Source organism: Desulforhabdus amnigena (genome assembly GCF_027925305.1).
In the GTDB taxonomy this organism is placed as follows: domain Bacteria; phylum Desulfobacterota; class Syntrophobacteria; order Syntrophobacterales; family Syntrophobacteraceae; genus Desulforhabdus; species Desulforhabdus amnigena.
On the sequence record NZ_BSDR01000001.1, the window covers coordinates 3,073,318 to 3,095,562 of the forward strand.

At 51.2% G+C, this 22,245-nt stretch carries 20 protein-coding genes and 1 riboswitch; of the genes, 11 read left to right on the forward strand and 9 right to left on the reverse strand.

Annotated features, from left to right (window positions below; all coding sequences use genetic code 11):
* Positions 1–3 precede the first annotated feature (3 nt).
* Together QMG16_RS13040 and QMG16_RS13045 are read left to right on the forward strand one after the other, a co-directional pair.
* Positions 4–405 (forward strand): hypothetical protein, encoded by a 402-nt coding sequence (locus tag QMG16_RS13040; RefSeq protein WP_281794821.1) that lies wholly within the window; start codon positions 4–6, stop codon positions 403–405.
* Positions 406–468: 63 nt separating this feature from the next.
* The gene (locus tag QMG16_RS13045; RefSeq protein WP_281794823.1) at positions 469–2,595 is read left to right on the forward strand and encodes a UvrD-helicase domain-containing protein; all 2,127 of its coding nucleotides are present in this window, start codon (positions 469–471) and stop codon (positions 2,593–2,595) included.
* A 152-nt stretch (positions 2,596–2,747) separates the two neighbouring features.
* Here the strand turns inward: QMG16_RS13045 and QMG16_RS19635 are convergent, their stop codons facing one another.
* The gene (locus QMG16_RS19635) at positions 2,748–3,242 is read right to left on the reverse strand and encodes an HGGxSTG domain-containing protein (protein ID WP_373878679.1); all 495 of its coding nucleotides are present in this window, start codon (positions 3,240–3,242) and stop codon (positions 2,748–2,750) included.
* Between the two features lie 1,242 nt (positions 3,243–4,484).
* Here QMG16_RS19635 and QMG16_RS13050 point away from each other — a divergent pair.
* Entirely contained in the window at positions 4,485–5,126 is a 642-nt protein-coding gene (locus QMG16_RS13050; protein WP_281794825.1) for a response regulator transcription factor, read from the forward strand.
* 256 nt (positions 5,127–5,382) lie between these two features.
* On the opposite strand, the gene QMG16_RS13055 is transcribed toward QMG16_RS13050, so the two are convergent.
* From QMG16_RS13055 to QMG16_RS13075, 5 genes are all read right to left on the reverse strand, one after another.
* A complete protein-coding gene (locus QMG16_RS13055) occupies positions 5,383–7,164 on the reverse strand; it encodes a S8 family serine peptidase (protein WP_281794827.1) in 1,782 nt (593 codons plus the stop codon).
* 69 nt (positions 7,165–7,233) lie between these two features.
* Positions 7,234–7,318: riboswitch (cyclic di-GMP riboswitch) on the reverse strand.
* Positions 7,319–7,551: 233 nt separating this feature from the next.
* Positions 7,552–8,829, reverse strand: coding sequence for a hypothetical protein (locus QMG16_RS13060; protein ID WP_281794828.1), 1,278 nt, complete (start codon positions 8,827–8,829; stop codon positions 7,552–7,554).
* Positions 8,830–9,452: 623 nt separating this feature from the next.
* On the reverse strand, positions 9,453–11,162 hold the full coding sequence (locus QMG16_RS13065) for a sensor histidine kinase (RefSeq protein WP_281794830.1): 1,710 nt from the start codon (positions 11,160–11,162) through the stop codon (positions 9,453–9,455).
* Between the two features lie 194 nt (positions 11,163–11,356).
* Positions 11,357–11,938, reverse strand: coding sequence for a citrate/2-methylcitrate synthase (locus QMG16_RS13070; RefSeq protein WP_281794831.1), 582 nt, complete (start codon positions 11,936–11,938; stop codon positions 11,357–11,359).
* A 402-nt stretch (positions 11,939–12,340) separates the two neighbouring features.
* The gene (locus QMG16_RS13075; protein WP_281797135.1) at positions 12,341–12,592 is read right to left on the reverse strand and encodes a hypothetical protein; all 252 of its coding nucleotides are present in this window, start codon (positions 12,590–12,592) and stop codon (positions 12,341–12,343) included.
* Between QMG16_RS13075 and QMG16_RS13080 the strand changes: the two genes are divergently transcribed.
* The 8 genes from QMG16_RS13080 (at position 12,540) to QMG16_RS13105 (ending at position 18,863) form a co-directional block, all read left to right on the forward strand.
* The gene (locus tag QMG16_RS13080; RefSeq protein WP_281797086.1) at positions 12,540–12,734 is read left to right on the forward strand and encodes a hypothetical protein; all 195 of its coding nucleotides are present in this window, start codon (positions 12,540–12,542) and stop codon (positions 12,732–12,734) included. The genes QMG16_RS13075 and QMG16_RS13080 overlap by 53 nt on opposite strands.
* Before the next feature lie 182 nt (positions 12,735–12,916).
* On the forward strand, positions 12,917–13,105 hold the full coding sequence (locus QMG16_RS19640) for an NAD(P)H-dependent oxidoreductase (RefSeq protein ID WP_373878680.1): 189 nt from the start codon (positions 12,917–12,919) through the stop codon (positions 13,103–13,105).
* A 133-nt stretch (positions 13,106–13,238) separates the two neighbouring features.
* Positions 13,239–13,385 (forward strand): IS1634 family transposase N-terminal domain-related protein, encoded by a 147-nt coding sequence (locus tag QMG16_RS19755; protein ID WP_507769936.1) that lies wholly within the window; start codon positions 13,239–13,241, stop codon positions 13,383–13,385.
* 365 nt (positions 13,386–13,750) lie between these two features.
* Complete coding sequence (locus QMG16_RS13085) at positions 13,751–14,887, forward strand: ABC transporter permease (protein WP_281794832.1); 1,137 nt, start codon at positions 13,751–13,753, stop codon at positions 14,885–14,887.
* A gap of 1 nt (position 14,888) precedes the next feature.
* Positions 14,889–15,593 carry an ABC transporter ATP-binding protein gene (locus QMG16_RS13090; RefSeq protein WP_281794834.1) on the forward strand — a complete coding sequence of 235 codons (705 nt, stop codon included), beginning with the start codon at positions 14,889–14,891 and terminating at the stop codon, positions 15,591–15,593.
* Positions 15,583–16,668: an HlyD family secretion protein gene (locus tag QMG16_RS13095; RefSeq protein WP_281794836.1), complete on the forward strand. Its 1,086-nt coding sequence runs from the start codon at positions 15,583–15,585 to the stop codon at positions 16,666–16,668. Before QMG16_RS13090 ends, QMG16_RS13095 begins: the two co-directional genes overlap by 11 nt.
* A 225-nt stretch (positions 16,669–16,893) precedes the next feature.
* Positions 16,894–18,315, forward strand: a complete 1,422-nt coding sequence (locus QMG16_RS13100; RefSeq protein WP_281794838.1) for an efflux transporter outer membrane subunit — start codon at positions 16,894–16,896, stop codon at positions 18,313–18,315.
* 134 nt (positions 18,316–18,449) lie between these two features.
* Positions 18,450–18,863 (forward strand): universal stress protein, encoded by a 414-nt coding sequence (locus tag QMG16_RS13105; protein ID WP_281794839.1) that lies wholly within the window; start codon positions 18,450–18,452, stop codon positions 18,861–18,863.
* Positions 18,864–18,920: 57 nt separating this feature from the next.
* Here QMG16_RS13105 and cfa read toward each other — a convergent pair whose 3' ends face one another.
* The 3 genes from cfa to QMG16_RS13120 form a co-directional block, all read right to left on the reverse strand.
* Positions 18,921–20,072 carry a cyclopropane fatty acyl phospholipid synthase gene (cfa, locus tag QMG16_RS13110; protein ID WP_281794840.1) on the reverse strand — a complete coding sequence of 384 codons (1,152 nt, stop codon included), beginning with the start codon at positions 20,070–20,072 and terminating at the stop codon, positions 18,921–18,923.
* 261 nt (positions 20,073–20,333) lie between these two features.
* Positions 20,334–21,119 carry a TraR/DksA C4-type zinc finger protein gene (locus QMG16_RS13115; protein ID WP_281794841.1) on the reverse strand — a complete coding sequence of 262 codons (786 nt, stop codon included), beginning with the start codon at positions 21,117–21,119 and terminating at the stop codon, positions 20,334–20,336.
* 397 nt (positions 21,120–21,516) lie between these two features.
* A complete protein-coding gene (locus tag QMG16_RS13120; RefSeq protein ID WP_281794842.1) occupies positions 21,517–21,963 on the reverse strand; it encodes an Hsp20/alpha crystallin family protein in 447 nt (148 codons plus the stop codon).
* Positions 21,964–22,245 lie beyond the last annotated feature (282 nt).

Genomic DNA, 22,245 nt, shown 5'->3' on the forward strand with positions numbered 1-22,245 from the left:
TTGATGGCACAGAAGATTTTGGAATCTGTCAAAACTGAAACGATCAAGAAGAGATTTCAGATCATAGCAAGTATATTGGCCGGAAAACATGATATCTCAACCGGCAGACCGTCAGAGGACATGGTAGCCGATGTTGAGCTATCTGCTTCTGCAATCCGGAATTTCCTCAACAAGCTTCACGAACTCGGCTTTGTCAGAAAGGAGTTCATCCCCGCCGGATGCCTGCCTGTTTGCTCAGGGATGGGCTGGCCCAATCATAATGAGTACCATCTCACGGAGGAAGGCATTCGTTATGTGATCGAGCAACTCTCGCTTTGGGAACCCACTCCGTCATATGAACGCATAACGGGTGAGATGATAAAGGGCCACATCCAGAAGATGGCATCCGAGAAAAAGAAAAAGTAGAGAGACGTAAAATGTCGCTGAGCAAATGCGGATATTTTGCCCAGTGTACGCAGAGGAGAGGATATGCAGCCGTTGGCAAACGAGATAAAAGTCGCCATTTCATCGGACTTTTTGAAGGCCTTCTCCATGATCCCCCATAAGCAGCAGTCGAAGGTGCGGGAATTCTTGGAGAAGTTCCGGATGAACCCAGCTGCAGCTGTTATCAATTATGAAAAGATCCAGCAGTGCAAAGACCCAAATCTCCGGAGTGTCCGAATAGACAATACCTACCGTGGAATTGTACTGAAGCCTGAAGTCGGTAACGTATTCCTGCTCCTGTGGGTGGATCATCACGACAAAGCCTACCAATGGGCCGAAAACAAAGTCTTCAGTATTCATCCCGAAACCGGGGGCCTTCAGGTTGTAGATGTTCAGCAGGCAGCCCCCCCCTCTACCGCAGATACTGAAGATCAGCAGAAAGGCCTTTTTCATGATCTCAAGGATAAGCACCTTCTCCAGCTTGGCGTTCCCGAGGCATTTCTGCCACTCGTTCGCGGCATCAAGAACGAGGATGACCTGGACCGGCATGAGGCAGTGTTACCTCAAGAAGCCTACGAAGCGCTTTTTCTCTATGCCGCCGGTTATTCCATTGAGGATGTTCTGAGGGAAGTGGAAAAGCAGGAAGTAGAAAAAGAAGTCGATACAGGTGACTTCATCAAAGCCCTTGAGAATCCTGACACGATGAGGCGTTTTCATGTCGTTGAAGATGCACTGGAATTGGCCGAAATCCTAAATGCTCCTCTGGAACAATGGCGAGTTTTCCTCCATCCGTCTCAAAGAAAGATTGTCGAAAAGCACGCCAATGGCCCGGTTCGTGTGCTGGGTGGCGCCGGGACCGGCAAGACCGTTTGCGCCATGCACAGGGCCAGGCACCTGGCTCAGAATGTCTTCAAGGCCGAAGGTGATCGGATTCTTTTCACGACTTTCACCAGAAATCTCGCCGCCGATATCCGTGAAAATCTGAGGAAGATCTGCCCCGTTGATGTTCTCAAGCGAATCGAAGTGGTGAACCTCGATGCATGGGTCTCTCAGTTTCTCAAGAAAAACGGATATGAGCATACCATCGTCTACGAGGACGACACCAGGGATTGCTGGACGAATGCTCTGAACGTTGCGCCTAAAGGCCTTGATTTGCCGGAGGCTTTCTACCGGGACGAGTGGGAGCAGATCATCCAGACTCAGGGGATCTCGTCTGGCGACGATTACATGAAAGCATCCAGGCTCGGCCGGGGGAGGAAGCTCAATCGTGTCGAGCGAAAAGCCATATGGCCCGTCTTCGAAGAGTACCGGGCGCAGCTCAATGAAAAAGGATATAAAGAAGCCATCGACGCTATTCGGGATGCTCGGGTGATCCTGCAGAGCAAGGGCTCAGTCCTCCCTTACAAAGCCGTCATTGTCGATGAAGGCCAGGATATGGGTGCCGAAGCCTTCAAGCTGATCCGACAGATGATTCCTGCCGATGGGAGCATGAACGATATCTTCATCGTGGGTGATGGCCATCAAAGGATTTACAGGCACAAGGTGGTATTGGGTCAGTGTGGGATCAACATCAAGGGCCGCAGCCACAAATTGAGGATCAACTACCGCACCACGGATGAGACAAGAAAGTGGGCCGTCAAGCTTCTTGAGGGTCGGAAAATCGATGATCTGGATGCCGGCGTGGACGACCAAAAGGGATACAAAGCACTCCTTCACGGGAATCCTCCTCAGGTGGTGAACCTGCCATCCATGGCGGAGGAGACCGATTTCATTGTGAAGCATTTGAAGCAGCTGGAATCGGAGGGCGTTCCGATCAATTCAGTTTGCCTGGTCTGCCGAACACACGGTCTCCTGGTGCAATATGAGGCAGCTTTACAATCTGCAGGGTTTACTACCTACCTCATCAAGAGAAGTGCGGCCGAGAACCGCAGTACACCGGGACTTCGGCTTGCTACCATGCACCGAGTCAAGGGGCTCGAATTCGATCACCTCATTATCGCGGGAGTCAACGAAGGGATCGTGCCTCTGCAAATGGTCCTGGAGGGTCAGGACAATCCCTTGGCCGTCGAGGAGAACGAACTGAGGGAAAGGGCTCTGCTTTATGTTGCTGCAACAAGAGCGAAGAAGAATGTCTTGGTAACCAGCTTTGGGAAGAAGAGTCGGTTAATATGATTTGTTTCAGCCCCTTCTATAATGCCGATGCTAACGAGGATCAAGCAGAAATGCCGAATCTTACAAGTCTTCATGAGTAGAGACATGGGCAAACACTGAACGCTTTGACCTACGACTTCCACCTAATCCTTTTTCATTTGCGTATCGAGGCATCACATCGACGTTATGCCAAAAATCATTTGCCGGCTCAGCTTGATAAGTTCGCGAACCAATTTCCTTGCCTCTATAGCCTCGCGGGAATACCGACCATGCTTGAAAGCATTTTTGTTACCCTTCGGCGCCCCTGTGCTTTTCCCTCCGTGGAGGCGGCAACGCCCGTTCTTCATCGCCGGATTCCGACAACTCCAGCCGCTCCGGGGTTTCGCACCACACTTTTTGGCCTTCTGGAAGCTCCAATGTAACCTACGGAGAGACTGCCGGTTAGACTCGTAGCCTCCCCTGTGCCTGCAAACATTGCCCAGATAGGGCGAAGAAAGCTCCTCAAGAAGGACAGAAGGTCCAATCCTACGAAAGAGCAACTCGAACTCCTTGGATGGGATATATTCCTCAGCAATGTTGGGGAGGATATCTGGGATAGCCTGACTGCATGCAGAATCTATGGCATCCGTTGGAGAATAGAGATTCTCTTTAAAGCATGGAAGAGTCACTTCTACTTCAACTCTTTCCCCCAGAAGGGGAGCAAGAGCTATATCGAGCTTCTTGTCTACTCAAGGATTATCTTCATCACTCTCTTTCAGTCTTTCTTTGCAGAATTCGGCGCATATGCTTATGCCACTGAGGGCAAACATCTCAGTCTTTTGAAATTTGCTCAGTTTATCCAAGAACATATCTGGGCTTTTATCCTTTTATTCCACTCATCTCAGATGCCAAATCTTTTCCTTGAACAGCTACTCAGGCATTGTGCCTATGAATCACGTCATGAAAGGAAAAACTACCATGAAAAACTCTCTAATTTCTTAACCTGACGCCAATCCCCTCGAGGGGGACCAAGGGGGGTGTCGCAAAGTCCACAGGGGGTTTTCGGATAGGCTTTAAGTCTTGAACTGCCGAGATATCGGGAAAAATTCCCACAATATCGCGAGAAATTCCGCATCTCTTCCGCTTCTACTTTAGCCATCCAAGCAGATGCCCTGCAATAAAAGATAGTTAAATCCATGACTGCTCGCTTGTTTTCTCTGGTACTACTCTTGCCCTTGCTGCTGGTGGATCCTTCATCTCTTGTCCACCCTGTTGGTGCTGACTCGCCTGTTGGGTTGAAGGACTGAACGGATCTGCATGGCTACAGTAGTCCAATGGGGGGAACACACAATGGAAGTGCAGGGAAAGGCAGCATCTGGAATCATGAAAAGACTCAACAGTGACAAGGATAAGTGAGATCTTTTCCGCCCTCAATCCAGAGTTCATGCTGCGCTGTGGCAAAGATATGCCCCAGGAGCATGAAGAGGTCCTCGACGCCCTATTGAGGTGTGGCGCCCGCCGGACTCATCCGCAAACTCTGTGAAGTCGGCGCTCTCGTGAGCGGTTGCCATGGAAAAGACGGTTTTCGCTCCCGCTTGCAAAGAATCGGGATAGAAATACCCTTGACTCAACCCACCATGCCTGTTACACAAAGAATCCTCGAAAATGGATTTTTCGTCGCTTCACTCGCACAACTCGTTCTTATCACTTCACTTATTTCACATCGGGGAACGGACGCGGCATCTGAGGGAATATGAGCTTACTCGTGAAATTTGCGATACCTCTTGCGGAGCCGTCGCCGAAGCTATCATGGGTGAGAAGTTACTCTGCTCGAAGCGGACATGTCAAAACGAACTGCACACCAACGGGCATGAGAACTTCAAGATCATACTTCCGCTGGAAAGATACAAATCAAGGGTGGACATTAAAAGGTGGTTTCTATTCGCGTAGTTTTGGCTGATGATCACCCCTACATTCTCAGGGGCCTCGAGGACATTCTCAGAATGGAAGGGGACTTTGAAGTTTTGGCCTCGTGCACGAACGGCGAAGAAGCTTGTGAAGCCGTTCAGAAACATATTCCCGATATTCTTGTCCTCGATATCCGCATGCCCGGAAAGGACGGGATGACTGTTCTCAAGGAGATCCATGATCTTTGCATCCCGGTGAAGGTGGTGTTCTTGACGGCGGAGATCAGTGAAGAGGAAGTTCTCGAAAGTTTCCGCTTGGGGCTCAAGGCCATTGTATTGAAAGAAATGGCTCCTAAACTCCTGGTCCAGTGTCTGCGCAAAGTATACGCAGGGGAGGTGTGGATCGAGAGGCATTCATTCAGTAAGGCAATGGACAAATTGCTGCACTGTAAAGAACGCGCGAAGGAGGTGCAAGATCTCCTCACCGACCGGGAGATTGAAGTGGTTAAAATGATCGCACAGGGAGCCCGGAATACCGAGATTGCGGAGAGACTGTTTATTTCCGAAAGTACTGTCAAGAGACATTTATACAATATTTTTAAAAAGCTGAATATCGAGAGCCGCACTCAGTTAGCCCTCTATGCCAAGGATAAGTGTTTGAAATAATTTTAATATTTTAAGTTAAGAATACAGAGGTAATTGCGTTTGATACGGTGGATCAGTGCAAAATTGAAAGCGCGCTTTCACCAGTGAGTATATCCTCATTCCGTATGTTTCCAGCCCGAATCCAGGCGAACCGCCTGGATTCGGGCTTCCGCCGGTATGACGAAAAGCCATTCGGACACCCATCCATGTGGGGCGGTACAAAGGGAAAGGGAAATATGACAGTGTCGGACTAAAATTTCCCGAACACAGGGCCTCTCTATTTGTAAACGGTTATTCTTGCCTCGCCGGTATTCCCTGACGGATCTTTGGCCACAGTCCTGATCTCATGCGCCCCGGCCGCCGTTTTGTTGGTGTTCCAATTCCATGTCACAGAATTTTGGTTCGATACAGACTTCATGAGACTTCCATCTATATATACGCTGAGCTGCTCAACCGAGGCATCGTCCGAGGCGGTGGCCGTAATGGTCACCTTCATGGCAAGGGTTGCGCCGTTGGAGGGTGAAGAAATGACTACGGACGGCGGCGTCGTATCCAGCGCATTGTCTACATAAACCGATACCTCGTTCGATGATCCCACATTTCCTGAAGGATCATAGGCCAGGGCTTTGATGACGGCTATGCCGCCCGGATGCGTGGTCGAGTCCCAGCTGAAGCTGTACGGGTTGCTCGTATCGGTCGCAAACAGGATCCCATCGATGTAAAGGTCCACTTTCGATACCCCGACATTGTCCGATGCGTTCACGTTGACTGGAACGGCACCTTTCACCGTGGACCCGTTCGATGGTGAGGCGACGGAGACTGTCGGAGATGCCAGATCCTGCTGTGGAATCGAACCTCCCGCCGCAAGAACGCTCCGGTACGCATTGACTCTACCATAGCCGAAGTACGCGTCGAAACCGGCCGCACCGAGGTCGTCGGTGTTCTCTTCAAGTATTTTTACCACATCCGCGTTCGTCAATGAGGGGTTCTGGGAGAAAATAAGAGCGATTACCCCCGCTGTAATGGGCGAGGAAAAAGAAGTGCCGCTTTTTCCACCATAGCCTCCCCCGTTTAAGGTGGTGTATATCCCCCATCCCGGCGCCGACACGTCCACCCAGTTGCCATAGTTGGAAAAACTTGCAAAGGCATCGGAGGAATCCGTTGCCGAGACTGCGACGACGTTCGAACACGCCGCCGGATAACAGGGGGTACTGCTCGAGTAGTTGCACGCGGCCGCCACAACCACAGCTCCCTTGTTCCATGCATAGTTCACCGCGCTTTGCAGGGTGGAGGAACTGCTGGTCCCACCTATGCTTATATTGATCACCTTTATGCCCTTGTCTGCGGCATAGGTGACAGCCTGAGCGATGTTGCTGTAAGTCGCCGAGCCGGTAGAATCGGCCACCAAGAGCGGCATGATCGGATTTTGCCAGGCGACTCCGGCCACACCTGCCAGGTTGTTTGACATGGCCGCAGCCGAACCTGCAACGGCCGTCCCGTGTCCCTGGACGTCGTGGGTATCCGTATTCTTCCCCAAGAAATTGTAGCCGGGAAGGAGCTTACCGGAAAGGTCAGGGTGAGTCGGGTCCACGCCCGAGTCGACCACCGCAATGGGTACAGCTTCCGAACCAAAGGTGAGGTCCCACGCCTTGGGGGCGGAAATCTTCGCCAGGTGCCACTGTGAAGCGTAGTATTGGTCGTTCGGCACTAGGGATAGCTGAGCCAGAAAGTTGTATTCGGCGAACTGGATGAGGGGATTGTTGGCGAGGGCCGTCCTGACCTTTTCGACGGCCTGCGAAGGGACCTTTATTCTCAAAACCCCCAGTTGCTTGATCTCCTCCAGGGGGGACGCATCGCAATCGGCGAAGAGTTGGTCCAGTCTTCCCTTGGCAACCCCTGCGCGCGGTTGAATGAGCAGTTCATCCGCTACGAAACTTTCGCTTGCTCCAGTGAGATGACCAACGCCGGCAAACGCCGCGCCTTTCCAGAACAGGCAAAGTAAGCCAACCAGTAAGATCGTTTGAAGAGTTATTCCGCTCGCACACCGCTCCTTGCTCATGACTGCACCTCCGTTGCGTGTTTGTGATTTCAGAAACAGGCAATCCGAGCATGAGGCGATACCTGTTTCTTCGGCAACCCGGCCGTCCCGGAGTTCATGCCCGGGCCCTGTGGTTTTGCGTCCCCCGGTTGCCCGGGGTTTGCCCTTTCGGAAACTTTCCCTGGTTATCGGAAAAAAGGACGGAAAGGAAGAATAAAAGATGAGAGGAGAGTCCAAACAAAGTGCATTTTTTTGAGAGGGGGCAATCGGGTTCTTTTTCTTTTATCGGAAGGCCGACTCTGAGGTCCAATACAAAAGAAAGGGGCTTCCAAGCACCTGGAAGCCCCTTGCGTTGCGGTGTTAATGTGAAACTATCCTGCGAAATGTTGCCGTCTATTGCCCTTCTTGTTATTCAGAAAAAGTGAACGGACAAGGTTCCGACTGCACGAAGTTCAAATTGTTGTTCGCTTTGTCGAGGGCCCTTTTCAAAGCCTCCTGATAATCCCGGTACGGAGAACCGGAGAGTGTAAGACCGTGGAGTCCCAGTTCCTCATTTGCTTCATTCATTACTTTCCCGACCTTTGCGAAGCCAAGGGCGTTGGCGCTGTTCGTGCCGGGAGCGTAAATCAAAGCACTGGCGCTGACAAATCCATTAAGAACGTTGAGTTCCATGGCGGCCAGTTGAGCCGAAAGCATATACGCCATGTTTGTTGCGGTCGCACTCAGGAGCCACGAACGGAAGGCCGCATAACTTGCCGGGTCGAAATCGGTGCCGTCCGCATTGCGAAGGTTTAAGCCGACCATAAGGGCCAGATCGTCAGCTCCGAAGAGAGCCTGACCATTCCTGTTGGACCAGAATCCCAGTGTGCGTCCTCCCCCGGCGCCAAGGCAAAGGTTGCCGAATTCGACCGTCTTGTCGTCCCCATCGCTCAAAGAGACCGCAAACGATGTCGCCGTCGTAGACATCCATCCCGACTCAACAGGCATATACTCGCTCACGGTGTAATCATCCGGCTCAACCACAACATGCACCGGGGTATAGCGATCGATGTCGATTCCATCTGTGATGCGGACTTTCCAGCCGTCCAAATAGACCTCATCGTCGTCTTTGGATCCATCAGCGTTCGCGTCATAGAATTTCAGGACATTCAAAGTGGCCTCTTCCTGCACGCCTCCACCACCGCTCTTGACCTTGAAATTGTCCGTCTTTGTCGAATCGTTGTCAAAAGTGGCCACAGTGCTGACCCAGACCTTGTACTCGCCCCCCGGGTTCGGTGTATCGTCATAGCCGCCGGTACCGTTCGATGCTTTGATGAGAATTGCCCACAACTGGTAACACGCATCGAATTCACCGTCGGTCACATGTACCGGAGTGTCGTTACCACTGCCTACGCTAGTCCCAAGGAGGGTGCCGTCAGGAGCTGTCACCTTGACGTAATAAAAGTCGTCGGGAAGCCCGGCAGCCCCGGGATACGAAGGTCCGCCATTCAGGTAAACATCCTCTTTGTCAGCATAAATGTTGAGATCAACCCCACTGCACGTGCTGTCGGTCGTAAAAATCGCTCCCGGCAGGGGCGGCGCAGCATGAAGAACCCCGCCCGCCATGAGGAGCCATCCAACGGCCAACATTACGGAGACAAAAAGGGGCTTCCAAGAGCGGATTTTGAATAAACTTTGTGTGTTCATTGCTGTCCTCCTTCCTGACAGATCGGCCTAAAGTAAACGTTCATGCTCTCTTGCCTCTTTACAGATTGCGCAGAAATTCAAAAATGGCTGCCTATTACGAGGTCTCTTTGTTCTCTGCGCCCTTTGAACTCTGCCGTGAACACCTACCGGCCTTCTATACGAAGAACCCTTACAAAGCGGCATCGGAACTCCGAGGTTAATGGGAGCTCCACGCACGCAAAAAGGTCTTTTGTTTGAAATCACTACATTTCCCTGGTTAGACTAATTCTAAGGTGGTGGATTCAAGGAGTGAATACAACGAAGAGGCACTTTTTCTATCACTCAAGGGAGTAGAATTCTACGACTTTAGTCGTAATTCATGGAACTAATAGCGCTATGCAGCAAAAACGGGTTTAGGAGCAAACCTCCTAAGAGCCGGGCGTGGTGGGGTTTTGCTGGTGCGGCAGGCTGTTTTCGAGTGCGAAGCTTTAAATATGCTCTTGAACGGGCTTCAAAGCTTCTTCCCGGTTGTACAAGATGCCGCGATTTCGAAACCTTCTTCCCTGCGGAAGAAGCTCTCAAGACCGCTGAGAATGAGTGGGTGCCCTTCAGTCAGTAGCAGTCGAATGACAGTTTTTTTGCCCTTACTCTTTCAGAGGAAGTACGATCGTCAGGCACGCTCCTGATTCCCTGGAATCAAGTGTCAACGTTCCGCCCAGCCCCGCGACTCTCTCACGAATTGTCACCGGACCAAGGTGCAGGGAGCACAACGTCTCATGATCATAATGGCCGAAATACGGAAAACCATGTCCATTGTCCGCGACAACCATGGTCACGTGATGGTTCTCTACCCCCATTTCCACAGATACGGTTGAGGCATCGGCATGCTTTGCGGCATTGACCAATGCCTCTCGAAGGATGAAGTAGATATCCTGTTTGATCGTGGTGGAGATAAACCGGTCTTCGGCAGACCGCATCTTGAATTGAACCTGAATTCTCCAGTGATTCTTGATCAGGTCTATGAGCTCGCTCAATCGAACATACAAGGAAGCATCCGGGTTTCGCAGTATCGCCTGCTCGGGTTTCAGCTCCTGGATCAAGCAACGCAAATCACGTTGCTCGTAGGAGAGTAACTTCTGAATCTGGATCAATTCCTCGTGAGCCATTACAGGGTCTCGATCCATGAGACGGTCCGCTGTATGGGCTTTGATTCCAATGCTGGCAAGGGACTGAAGCAGACCGTCATGCAGATCCCGAGCGAGGCGGATGCGCTCTTCCGCAATAGCCATCCGGTGGAGCTGTTCAAAAAGATAATGCTGGTTGAGGATCATTGTGATGCGATAGGCCACTATCTTGCCCAGTACCAAATCATCGCAAGTCATTTTCCGTTTATCCAGGACAAACAACCTACCTTGAAAGTGCTTCTCTTGCAGCTTGAAGGAGAGAGCCGCCCCAATGACATATTGCGCCTGCAACGCGGCATCGAGAACCTCCCCCTCTTCATCACAGCCGAAACAATCTCCTGACTCATAGAGCACAACTGATTTCGACAAGTTTCCATCGAGACAGAGAAAATCTTTGTCAGCCAAATTTTTGGAGACAATTTCGCCAAAAATATCCGGACGTTCACGAGTCAGCTTAAATTCATTTCGAGACCAGTAGGCAACATTGAGCCAGGGCTCTTCGGATTCTTCCCATACCATAAGGGCGCGTGGAGCTCGCAGGACAGCAGACGCGCGGTCAAGCAGCAAGCTCACGAGGAGAGGGGCATCGTGTGGGAGATCATGGGACCATTCTGCTAATAAACTGATATCGTCTAACATTTTTTGCAGATAATCTCCCGCGTAACTGAGGAGCATTGCGATCACAATAAGATAGACGCTGCGGATAATGAACTTGTTGAGTTCGAAAGAGGGATCATGAATAATGTGTTCGGAATAAAAACCCAATCCGAGAAACGCTGCCAGGGCGATCATCGTGGTGTATGCTGATCCGCGCCATTGCCAGCGTATTGCCGCGCACACGACCGAAAAAACGAAGTACACGAAGAAAGGACTCGTAGCGCCTTCAGTGAAAAACATGAAGACCGTGAAGATCATCAGGTCCAATCCATGTGTGATCAGTCCGAAGTGTTTGATTGGAGAAGGGATATGCCAGACTGTTACTATCACGGCCAGTGAATAGACAACGTAGCCTACCATCATGGAATAAGCCAACGCGGCGTAGCGGGCTGGCTCTGAAGGATCGAGCCAGATAGCCAAGAGTGAAAAAGAGGCAAGAATGCACCGCGAAGCAGCAATCAACAGTTCTGCGCGCATATGCGGAAAGTACCGCCAACCTATGGTATGCGCCATAGAAATCTACCTTTCCCATGCCGGGTGCCTCTCGGTTCGGCATTAAAGGTGATCCGAACACGGGGGCTGCCACAGTCGATGAGTTGAGAGCAATTACAATAAAAGTAAGGTGCTGAGTGATATAGTGGTCAGCCCGGATCATCTCTTCTCCAGAGGCCGGTATTGACAACCGATGGGACCACGGTAGCACCCCATTATTCTGCCTCAGGCCGGTAAAGAATGGGCTTCGGCTCGGCTTCGGCAAATTTTTTCATCGATGATGTAGGTACCCATCCCATGGCAATGGAAATGGCAAACATCGCCATCATGGCGTCTGCTGGAATCCCCATGAGGGAATAGAGCAGACCGCTGTAAAAATCTACGTTTGATTTGATCAATGGAGAATTCAAGAGCCCGAGCCATCTCTGGTGTCGGCTGGTTGGCGCTGAGCTGCCAGAGGAAATTACCGGCATGCGATAGGCCTCTATCGGGCGGAAGCAGTTCCAAGTCGCAGGATATGCGGCATCGCACGGCAACGACGGCCGCCATGCGAGAGATGGCACGTCTCTGGATTCTTTCAACCGCTGGGAAAACGAAAGAAGATTGTCTGCGCCAGGCAGGTCTCCATTGAGCAGTAGATATAAGGTTTCCTCGAAACTGGACTGTGCAGCAAGGTCTTCTATGGCATAACCTCGGTAGATCAGGATGCCCTGCTCACCGTCGATGTAATCGATCTTGCTGTCGGCAACCGCTACTCCCCTCAGTCCCACGTTTTTCAAGAGCAACTCGGCTTCCATGGGCTCCTCCCGCAACCCGGCGTCGATCTTGATGGCTGCCAGCCCGACTCCAATGGTTCTGCAGCCCCCACTTACCAGGGAGGCTGTGAGTTCATAGCGCCTAAGAAGGGCCTTAAGAACCTATCCAGAAACCACCTGTGGACTTTGCGACACCCCCCTTGGTCCCCCCTTGAGGGGGGAATTAAAGGGGGTGTCCGCTGCCGAGGTAGGTTTTTGGATAGGCTCTAAATACCGCGAACCATTATGTCATTCACATAACTATCTTCCAGGTTATTGACAAGCATATGAGCAGCCGAAATCGCGCTCTCATCTGATTTTGATTACAAGCTGCGATCTCGATGATCATCGCATGAGGTTCATCTGGAGACAGATCGGACGCGTTTCTCTCGCTTCTCCGACCCATTAGGGATACCATCGGCCACGGTCAATGAGCGGATATCGGGCGGGCAGGGGCCTGATATGGAAGAGATGCTGAGCCAGGAAACATGTAGAGGTGATCCTGCCCGTGGTTGGTAAGACGCTGAGCCGTGGAGGTGTCGTGCTTTGAGAGGTGGATGCGTTGGCCGTGACCCAAAGAGCGGGACTGGTGGGAGCACTGTTGGTGGGCTTGAGTGTAGGCAAGGCCATGGCGCATGCTTTGAAAAAGCCGCTCATTGCCGTCAGCCACCTGGAAGGTCACATGAAGGAGCAAGGCTCACATAGAAAACATGCTTCATCTGAAATTAAGAACCTATCCAGAAACCACCTGTGGACTTTGCGACACCCCCCTGCCCCCCCTCGAGGGGGGAATTTTTAGGATAAAATCCTCTTTTGAAGGGGGGATCGGGGGGAATGTCGGAAATGCCAATATCATGAGATGCATCCAAAATGAGAATTGCTGGTTGTGCTGTGGATATTATTGACCGAAGCATCATTCACAGTTATGGTTTGAAGTTTGAAGAACCATAAAACAGGGTTTTCAAAACATGGGCGGATCAAATGAAGGTCGTCTGCTTACTTGGAAACCCACGGGAGAATGGAAACAGTTCAGCCCTTGCCAACCATTTCTGCAACACCGCTGAAAGGCTTGGCGCACAGGTCCAAACTTTTGTTCTAAACAAACTTAACCCATGTTTACCATTTTGTTGCCCCCTGACGGAGGGCGAAATCTATCAATTTTTGGGTTAAAATCGCATCAAATCGCACAGTTTTTTTAACTAGCTGAATTTATTGGATCGCATTTTTTAAATTTCTGCTCGTAGTGCCCCAAAACGCATGGATCATATTGACGCCATATTGATCTCGTGCTGTCTGCCGGGGCATGTTCATACGAGAAATCAAAAAGAAGGATAAGGATCCTGTATCCCAAAATTTCTATGTCTACCATCGCCTGATGGAGTCGGTGCGCACTGCCAGAGGACTGCGCCAAAGGGTTGTGCTCAATCTAGGTTCTGTTGATATTTGCTGAAAGTTCCATATTCTCAGATAGATGCTTGATCTGCCTCGAAGCGGTCCTTTCCGGTGCAATGCCTTATGGATTCGGTCTCTACGAGAACGTTCCAATCTGAAATGTCAACAGAACCTAGGAAGACTGAAGCCACCCTGTGAAAGATGAAGTGACGAAAAATTTCGCTCGAAACACATAACATCTTAATATGCCAATATTTTATTTTATAGGTAGTAAACATGGGTTAGGGTTTGCAAAAAGGACTATTCCCCGCTTTTTCCTGGATTCCGACTTTCGCAGGAATCCAGTCTTCTTTGAAGAAATATGGAGTTTGTTTCTTTACAGCCCCTTGGAGTCAGCGATTTTCGATGATGGAGTTCCGATAAATGATTGGAATATTGAAAATTGCATTCAAGTTACTGGTAAATGACCGAGCCAAATTTGCGGCGCTCATCGTGGGAATAAGCTTTGCGGTGTTTCTCATGGTCCAGATGACGTCCATATTTGCCGGCATCCTGGCCAAGTCATCATCTACAGTGACCAATATCGGCGCCAGAATCTGGGTAATGGACCCTTCGGTCAAGAACCCTCTCAACAGCATCCCCATGCCTGACTATGTGCTGGATGCGGTTCGGAGTATCAACGGCGTAAAATATGCGGTGCCCCTCTATTCCGGTACGGCCCTCGTCAGACTCGGTAGCGGCATCTACCAACCGGCGACCGTCCTCGGGCTGGACGACACGAGTCTCGTTGGCAGGCCCGAACTGATCGAAGGGAAAATCGAAGACATTTATGGAGAAAACGCGTTCATCGCCGTCCGTGACCAGGAGTTCGCCAAATTGGGGAACCCCACCATCGGAACGACCTTCGAGATAAATGACAACCGGGGGCTCATTGTCGGCATCGCCCGGGTGGCCGCGAGCGGTCTGTTCGGAATTCCGACGCTTTACACTACCTACAAGCGGGCCATTCAATACATACCCTCCACCCGCTTCACTATTGCGTATATTCTGGTAGAGCCCAAGACCGACAATGACATTTCCTACATAAAGGATGAAGTTGCGGCAATCGGATATCTCGGATTGACCGATATCGAACTGAAGAAGAGAGTTGCCGATTATTACAAATACCAAACTGGACTTGGCACCAACATCCTCATGATGACCGTGATAAGCTTCCTAGTGGGCTTATCCATTTCGGGACAGACTTTCTATACATTCGTTTTGGAAAATATGGAAAAATTTGGAGCTCTCAAGGCCATCGGCGCCAAGAGCTACGAACTTATCTATATGATCCTTTTTCAGGCGATGTTCACGGGATTTACGGGATATGGCCTGGGTGTCGGCTTGTGCTCTCTGTTGATAGGTGTTGCAAAACACAAAGTGCCTGATTATACTGCAGATATCAATTACTCCAACTTGGGTCTGGCTTTCGCCATGGTGCTCATCATCATCGCTGTTTCAAGCTATATCGCCGTTCGAAAAGTTATTAGTGTGGAACCCTTTGATATTTTTAGAGGTTGATATGTCCGAAAGGGCTGTGAAAGCGATTGAACTGGTGAAATGGTTTGGCGAAGGAGCAGCCAAAACCTATGCCGTCAAAGGCATCAGTTTTGAAGCAAATTTTGGGGAAATGCTTTACATCGTCGGCCCTTCAGGCAGCGGCAAGACGACTCTGTTGAGCATGATCTCGGGAATTTTAAGGCCCAACTCCGGTACCGTCGTGATACATGGTCAAGAAATCTGGAAACTCGGTAACAACGCAATCGCCGATTTCAGACTGAACACCATCGGTTTCGTATTCCAGGATTACCACCTCTTCCCGAAACTGACCACCCTGGAAAACGTGGCGATTCCCTTGATTCTCAAGAAGCAGGACTGGAAAAAGGCAATGGATACCGCCATGGAGTTCCTGGAGGTGGTGGAGCTCAAGGAGAGGGCTTCGCTTCCTCCCCTCAAGTTGAGCGGAGGCGAGCAGCAGCGTGTGGCCATAGCCAGGGCTATCGTCAGTCGTCCGGATATTTTGATTCTGGACGAACCCACCGCTTCGCTGGACGGCAACACAGGTAAAAAGATCCTGGGCTTCGTGAAAGAAAACGTTTTGAACGAACATCGGTGCATTCTGATTGTCACCCACGACAGCAGGATATTCGAATATGCCGACCGTATGATCAAGATGGAAGATGGAAAAATCGTAGAGGTTTTGAGCGGAGGATTTGATGAGGAATAAGCTGCTGTTTGCTTTGGCGATCCTAGGCATTGTGGCAGGCTTTGTCAGCGCCTATATCTACAGCACTCAGAAGAAAGCGTTGCCTCCAGTCTTCAATCCCGCACCCAACCCCTATGTAAAAGGCATTTATACAAATGGCATCGTTGAAAGCTACCAGTCGAATGGAGAAAACATCAATATATTCCCCGAAGTATCGGGAACAGTCGCGCAGATCCCTGTAGTCGAAGGCGCAAAGGTGCGCCGGGGCGATCCGTTGCTCGTCATGGACGATTCCATCCAGCGAGCGCTCGTCGAGCAGCAGAAGGCCCAGGCTGATGCCGCGCAGGCTCTGCTGCAGCAGCTCAAGGCTCAACCGAGAAAAGAAACTCTCGAAGTATCGAAAGCACAGGTAGATTTTGCGGCGGCAAGCTACAAGACTTCTCTGGCCCAATATGAAAAGCAGAAGAAATCTTATGAATTGAACCCCAAGTCGGTGAGCCCGGATCAACTGGATAATGCAGAGAATGCAGCCAAAGCGGCCCAGGCGAACCTCCTGGTAGCACAGAAACAGTATGAACTGACCAAGGCGGGAGCCTGGATTTATGATATACGAAACCAGCAGTATCAATATGAAGCCTTGTCAAAAGCCCTGGCGAGTTCAAAAGCGCTCTTGGAAAAATACACTCTGCGTGCTCCTGTCGATGGAGTGATTCTCGCGGTCAACACCGCTGTCGGCAGTTTCATATCTCCTCAGGGTGCTTATGGAACCTATACGCAAGGTTTCAACCCTATCATCGTCATGGCGACTTCCGCGCCCTATTGCGGGGTGAGGTGCTACATCGATGAGATTCTCATCGCAAGGCTTCCTCCGCCGGACCAGATGAATGCCCGAATGTTTTTCAGGGGAACGAACATCAGTGTACCCCTGGAATACGAACGAGTGCAGCCATACGTCATCCCCAAGATCGAGCTTTCGAATCAGAGGACCGAGAGAGTCGACGTCAGAGTGCTGCCGATTTTGTTTCGGTTCAAACCTCTGAAGGACATGGCTGTCTATCCCGGCCAACTGGTGGATGTCTATGTGGAATCGAAATGAATCTCAGAAAAGTAAAGGCCTGAAACTATAGGAAGCGGGATGGACCTCACACATCAAGCATTCAGTGGTTTTCTGCCCGACGGCAACGGTACCTGTCAAACGGACCGGCAGTCCCTCCATTCGCAAAGGAAGTCGCGACGTATGCCACTGCCGCCTGGAAGTGCGATGAAAGGCGGACGAAGGGTTCTTTGGTTTCACTTGTGGATTTTTTGTGCATGGATTTCGATGCTTGCCTACGGATGTGCGGTGGGCCCCGATTTCGTGCGCCCCAAACCTCCTGCAGTGTCCCGGTATACCCAGGGGAAACAACCTACCGAAACGGTATCGGCTGATGGCCAGGCACAAGTTTTTGAATATGGCGCAAATATTACCGAAGACTACTGGCGGATGTTCAAATCTCCTCCGCTGAATGCAATGATCAGGGAAGCCATAGAGGAAAACCCCGGACTTCAGTCGGCACAGGCACGCCTTCGCCAAAGCCAAGAAAATCTTCGAGCCGGTTACGGCGTATTTTTTCCACAGATTGGTGGAAGCTTCGACGCCACCAGGCAGAAATTCTCACCCCAGAAGTTCGGCAGTTCTTCACCCAGCAATATCTTTAACCTCTTTACCGCCTCGGCTACCATATCCTATGTCCTGGATGTGTTCGGCGGACAGCGCCGCACCATCGAGAGCCTTTCGGCCCAGGTGGATCAACAGAATTATACCACCCAGGCCGCCTATCTCACTCTTACGGGCAATATCGTCAATGCGGCCATCGCACAAGCCGCCTATCGCGCCGAAATAGAGGCCTCGGAGCAAATCATCTCCTTTGAAAAGGAACTGGTCGAACTTACTGAAACTCAGGCACAAGCGGGAACCGTGCCGTACGTCAATGTCCTCAGCCTCAAGTCACAGCTTCTAGCCACTGAGGCCACTCTTCCTACGCTCAAAAAAAACCTCGATCAGAGTCTGCATCTCCTGGCGGCGCTGCTGGGGCGCGCCTCTGGAGAGTGGCTTCCTCCGCCTCTCACTTTGGAGGACTTCGCTCTTCCTGCCAACCTTCCCATAACTCTCCCATCCGAGCTTGTGCGCCGCCGCCCCGATATTCTGGCATCAGAAGCTCAAGTCCACACCGCCAGCGCCAACGTCGGAGTCGCAACCGCCGCCATGTTTCCGAGTTTCACTTTGAGTGGAGAGCTGGGGCAGAACAGTTCCGACATCACCAGGCTTTTTGACAGCGCCGGGACCATATGGACAGTGGGTACCAACATGGCATCTCCGCTCTTTCAAGGGGGAACTTTGTGGTTTCAGAGGCGTGCCGCCATTGAGGCCTATCAGGCATCGCTCTCAGATTACCGGCAGGTTGTCATCAACGCCCTTCAGCAGGTGGCCGATACCCTTCGCGGAGTAGAACACGATGCCGAAACGCTCCGTGCACAGTCCGAAGCGCTTGTTATTGCCGAGGAAAATTTGAACCTGGTGAAGGCGAACTACGAGGCCGGTTTGGTCAACTATCTCCAAATGCTTACGGCAGACAACCAATACCAGCAGGCAAAGCTCGGCTACATCCAGGCAAAAGCGCTCCGTCTGCAGGATACCGCCGCGCTCTTTGTCGCCTTGGGCGGAGGTTGGTGGAACGCTGAAGCCAAACCTGCAGGGGAATGATGTGAACCCATTCCTGTTGAAATTTCAGGCAGGTGCTGCCTGCAGGAAATGGGATTGGCATCGGGATTTAGATGCTTCTAGGGGTCTAATCTCGAAATTGAGTAAACAATTTAGCAGTAACAGGAGGATTTCCCATGAAGATTCTGGTGGCAACAGATGGTTCCAAGCAATCCATGAAAGCTGTGCACAGGGCATTGAAAATGGCCGAGCAAGAGGGTGCGCAGGTTACCCTGATAACGGTGGCTTCTTATCTTGCAGCAGATTTCGCTGAATTGCCATTGGATATCAGGGAAAGGTTTAAAGCAATGTCGATGAAGGTTTTAGATGATGCCAAAGCTCTTTTTGATGCAAAGGGCATTTCTGCCGAAACAGTGCTGTCGGAAGGCGTTGTGGCCGCCAACAGCATCTTGAGACTGGCGGAGGAAGGCGGTTTTGATGAGATTATTCTTGGGAGCACTGGAACAACCGGTCTCGTCAGGGCTCTCATCGGAAGCACCGCCTCAAAAGTAGTATCGCATGCTCCCTGCACCGTTACCGTGGTCAGATAGAATCATAAAATAAAATTGGTCGGGTAGTCCGCGTCGGCTATCTCGGAATACCCGGCCTCATGTCCCTGAAGTTCTTTCGGGGAAGGGAATATAACGCTCCGGTTTATAACCTCCAAGAACTCCCTTGGGGGAGAGGACCACTTGCCACAACTGGTTCATTCTCGCCCTGAAGGACGCGGCGCAGGAGAGCAGATAGTATTTCCACATGCGGTAGAATCGTTCGTCATAATCTTTTTTGAGGATCTCCCAGCTCTCATGGAAGTTCCGGAACCAGTGCATGAGCGTCTTGTCATAATCGGCGCCAAAGCTGTGCCAATCTTCCAGTACAAATATCCCTTCTACGGCCGAGCATATCTGCTTTGCAGAGGGCAGCATGGAATGGGGGAAAATATAACGGTCTATCCAGGGGTCGGTATTCGTGACAGATTCGTTTCCGCCGATCGTATGGAGTAAAAAGAGCCCATCTTCTTTCAAACATTTTCTGGCGACATGCATCAAAGTAGGATAGTTCTTGTATCCGACATGTTCAAACATGCCGATGGATACAATGCGGTCGAAGGTACCGTCAATGCTTCGATAATCCTGCAAACGGATATCGACGGGAAGGCTACGACACAATTCTTTTGCATATTCCGCCTGCTGCTTCGAAACAGTGATGCCCACAACTTTGACATGGTATTTTTCAGCGGCAAATTTTGCGGTGCCACCCCAGCCACAACCGATATCCAGCACCTCCATTCCCGGTTGCAGATCCAGCTTCCGGCACACAAGATCCAACTTGGATATCTGCGCTTCCTCAAGAGTGGATGCCGTCTCCCAATAGCCGCAGCTGTAGATCATGAGATCGTCGAGCATGCACCGGTAAAGGTTGTTGCCAATGTCGTAATGGTGTTGAACGTCCCTGCAGTTGCGTGACGGCTTCTGGAGGTTCAACAAGCGGGCTTTCAGCATGTCTGCATAATAGGTTTTGAGCTTGACTTTCTTGTCCAATTCAGACCGCAGAATCCTGAAAAAGAATTCATCGAGCCTGGAGCAATCCCACCAGCCGTCCATATAGGATTCTCCCAGAGCCAGCGACCCTCCCTGAAACAACCTCGGATAGAATTCATCATTGTGGATCTGTATGTCCCAAGGCCGGTTCCCCCCGATTTCAATATCGACTGAGGTTAACAGTTCTTGAATCTTTTTGCGGAAATTCTCCCGAAACATGGTCTCTACTCCTCCACAGAAAAAACCGACGATTCCGATAAACCTTGAAATCATGAGGCGGCAGGAGCAGCGATGATATGTCATTTAAAGGTAAAAACCTTCGCGAATAATCTTCCATGGCATGCTGAACTTCATTCCGCTCCACCAGCCTCGAAATCATCTGGTGCATCAGACGGGGCACTCAAACATTCACGCCCATGAAATGGCCCTGGCCGTGTCTGCCGCTCGATCTTCTTCCCGGCCGGATTTCCGTTGGATCTGTCATTCTTTCTCCGGAACCGGCCCTTCGGGTGGGGTATAAGGAATTCCCTCCTCCAGGGATTCGAACACATCCTCACTGTAGTCACGGCCTACGGATGCCGGAGGCTCCGCCTCAAGGGGGGGCGGCACCACCTTACCGGGTGTTCGGTCCTCTCGCTCCCAGGCTATTTCGTCTGTCCCGATGAGATCGACAACCGACGTGAGGCCCATAACGTCGGTCAGAATCTGCAACAGGATCTGGTGTTCGACTTCGTCGGGGAGAAGCCCTTCCAGATAGACCATTCCCCGCCGACATGAAATTTCCAACTCGTCCAGTTCGACTCTTCCATCGTTGCGGAGATGTTCTATGATGAGCAATTCCAGTTCTTCATCGCTCATGTTCCGGTATTCCTCGGGTAAGGCTGCGCAGGGTATGAGTTCGTGAGGGCGACGCAGTCTCTTTTGCTTTTTCTCGAACCGTCGGGCGCATGCAACGCACAAACGCGTCTCGGGAATCGCCTTCAGGCGTCCATAAGAGATGAGCGCTTCACATTCCTCGCATATGCCGTAGGAACCCGCAGCCATCTTGCAAAGCGCCAGATCGATGGCTTCGATTTCCTCCTTTGTCCGTTCGTCCAGGCGATCATACAGGGTGGTGATGTCAGTTTTTTGAGCTTCTTCCTCGAGTTCGATGTCGCGCTCGCCCAAGGCCTGCCAGTCCGCTTCAAACTGATGAAGTCGCGTGAAAACCTCTCTTCGACGCTGGAGAAGTAGGGTCCGGAGGTGTGTCAAATCTTGTTCCGTCATGATGGCTCTCCCCCCATGAGAATAAGTTCAGCTGCTCGCTCACAGGACAGCTTTTCCCATATTTTCAAGGATCTTTATTATCCACAATCCTGCGCGCTGTTTCCTCCGGTAACTCTCTTCACCCCCCATAGCTAGTTCCCGCCGCAGCGCAACGCTCCCTCCTTCCCTCAGGTACCGGATCTTCAAAGCGCCCTGCCCGGGCAAATCTCACGAAAGGGATGAGATCGGATTCCTCATCCCTTCTTATCCAGCACGGTTGATGGGGTCAGCACTTACAACCTATCCGGCCCCCCTGTGGACTTTGCCCCCCTTGGTCCCCCCTCGAGGGGGGAATTGAAGGGGGGTGTCCGCTGCCGAGGAAGGTTTTCGGATAGGCTTTTACAACAAGTCAGGATCCTCATTTGACCGTGATTTTGATCTCCTTCGACTTGGCCTCTTCCGTTTTGGGCAACACTACGGTCAGTATTCCCTTCTCGAAAGTTGCCTCGATTTTTTCCATTTGAACGGTGGACGGCAGTCGGAAAGAACGTTGAAAGGATCCGGAATACCTCTCGATGGAATGGAAATGCTCGCCCTTTTTCTCCGCCTCCTTTGTCTTCTCCCCTTTTATGGTGAGACGATCCCCCACGAGGCTGACGTCGATATCCTTGGCCTCAAGACCAGGCAGCTCGGCTTTCACGTAAATGCATTCGTCCGTTTCGGATATATCGACCGCGGGACTCCATTCCTGAGAAAAAAGAGAGGGGAACCGGCTCTCACCGAAGAACCTGTTCAAAAGATTGTCCATTTCCTTGCGCAACGAAGTCAATTCTTTTTGAGGGCTCCAAGGTATAAGGTCCATCATGTGATCTCCTCTTTTTGCTCTTTTCCGTGGAAAAGGCCTCCATAGATTCTTCCTTTTCTGGTGGATGCAGGAATGCTCCTCAGAGCCTATCCACCGACGCAGGCTCCGTTCGTGCTGAGCGAAAGTGTGAACGGGATTCGTCCGCACTTCGATATCTCAGGGCGAACGGAGAAAATTTTGGGATAGGCTTTTAGAACCTGCTCTACGCGCCCTCACCTCAACCCTATCCCCAATGGGGCTGGGAAGATTTTTTTTACGGGCGGACCAGATGGATGGGAACCT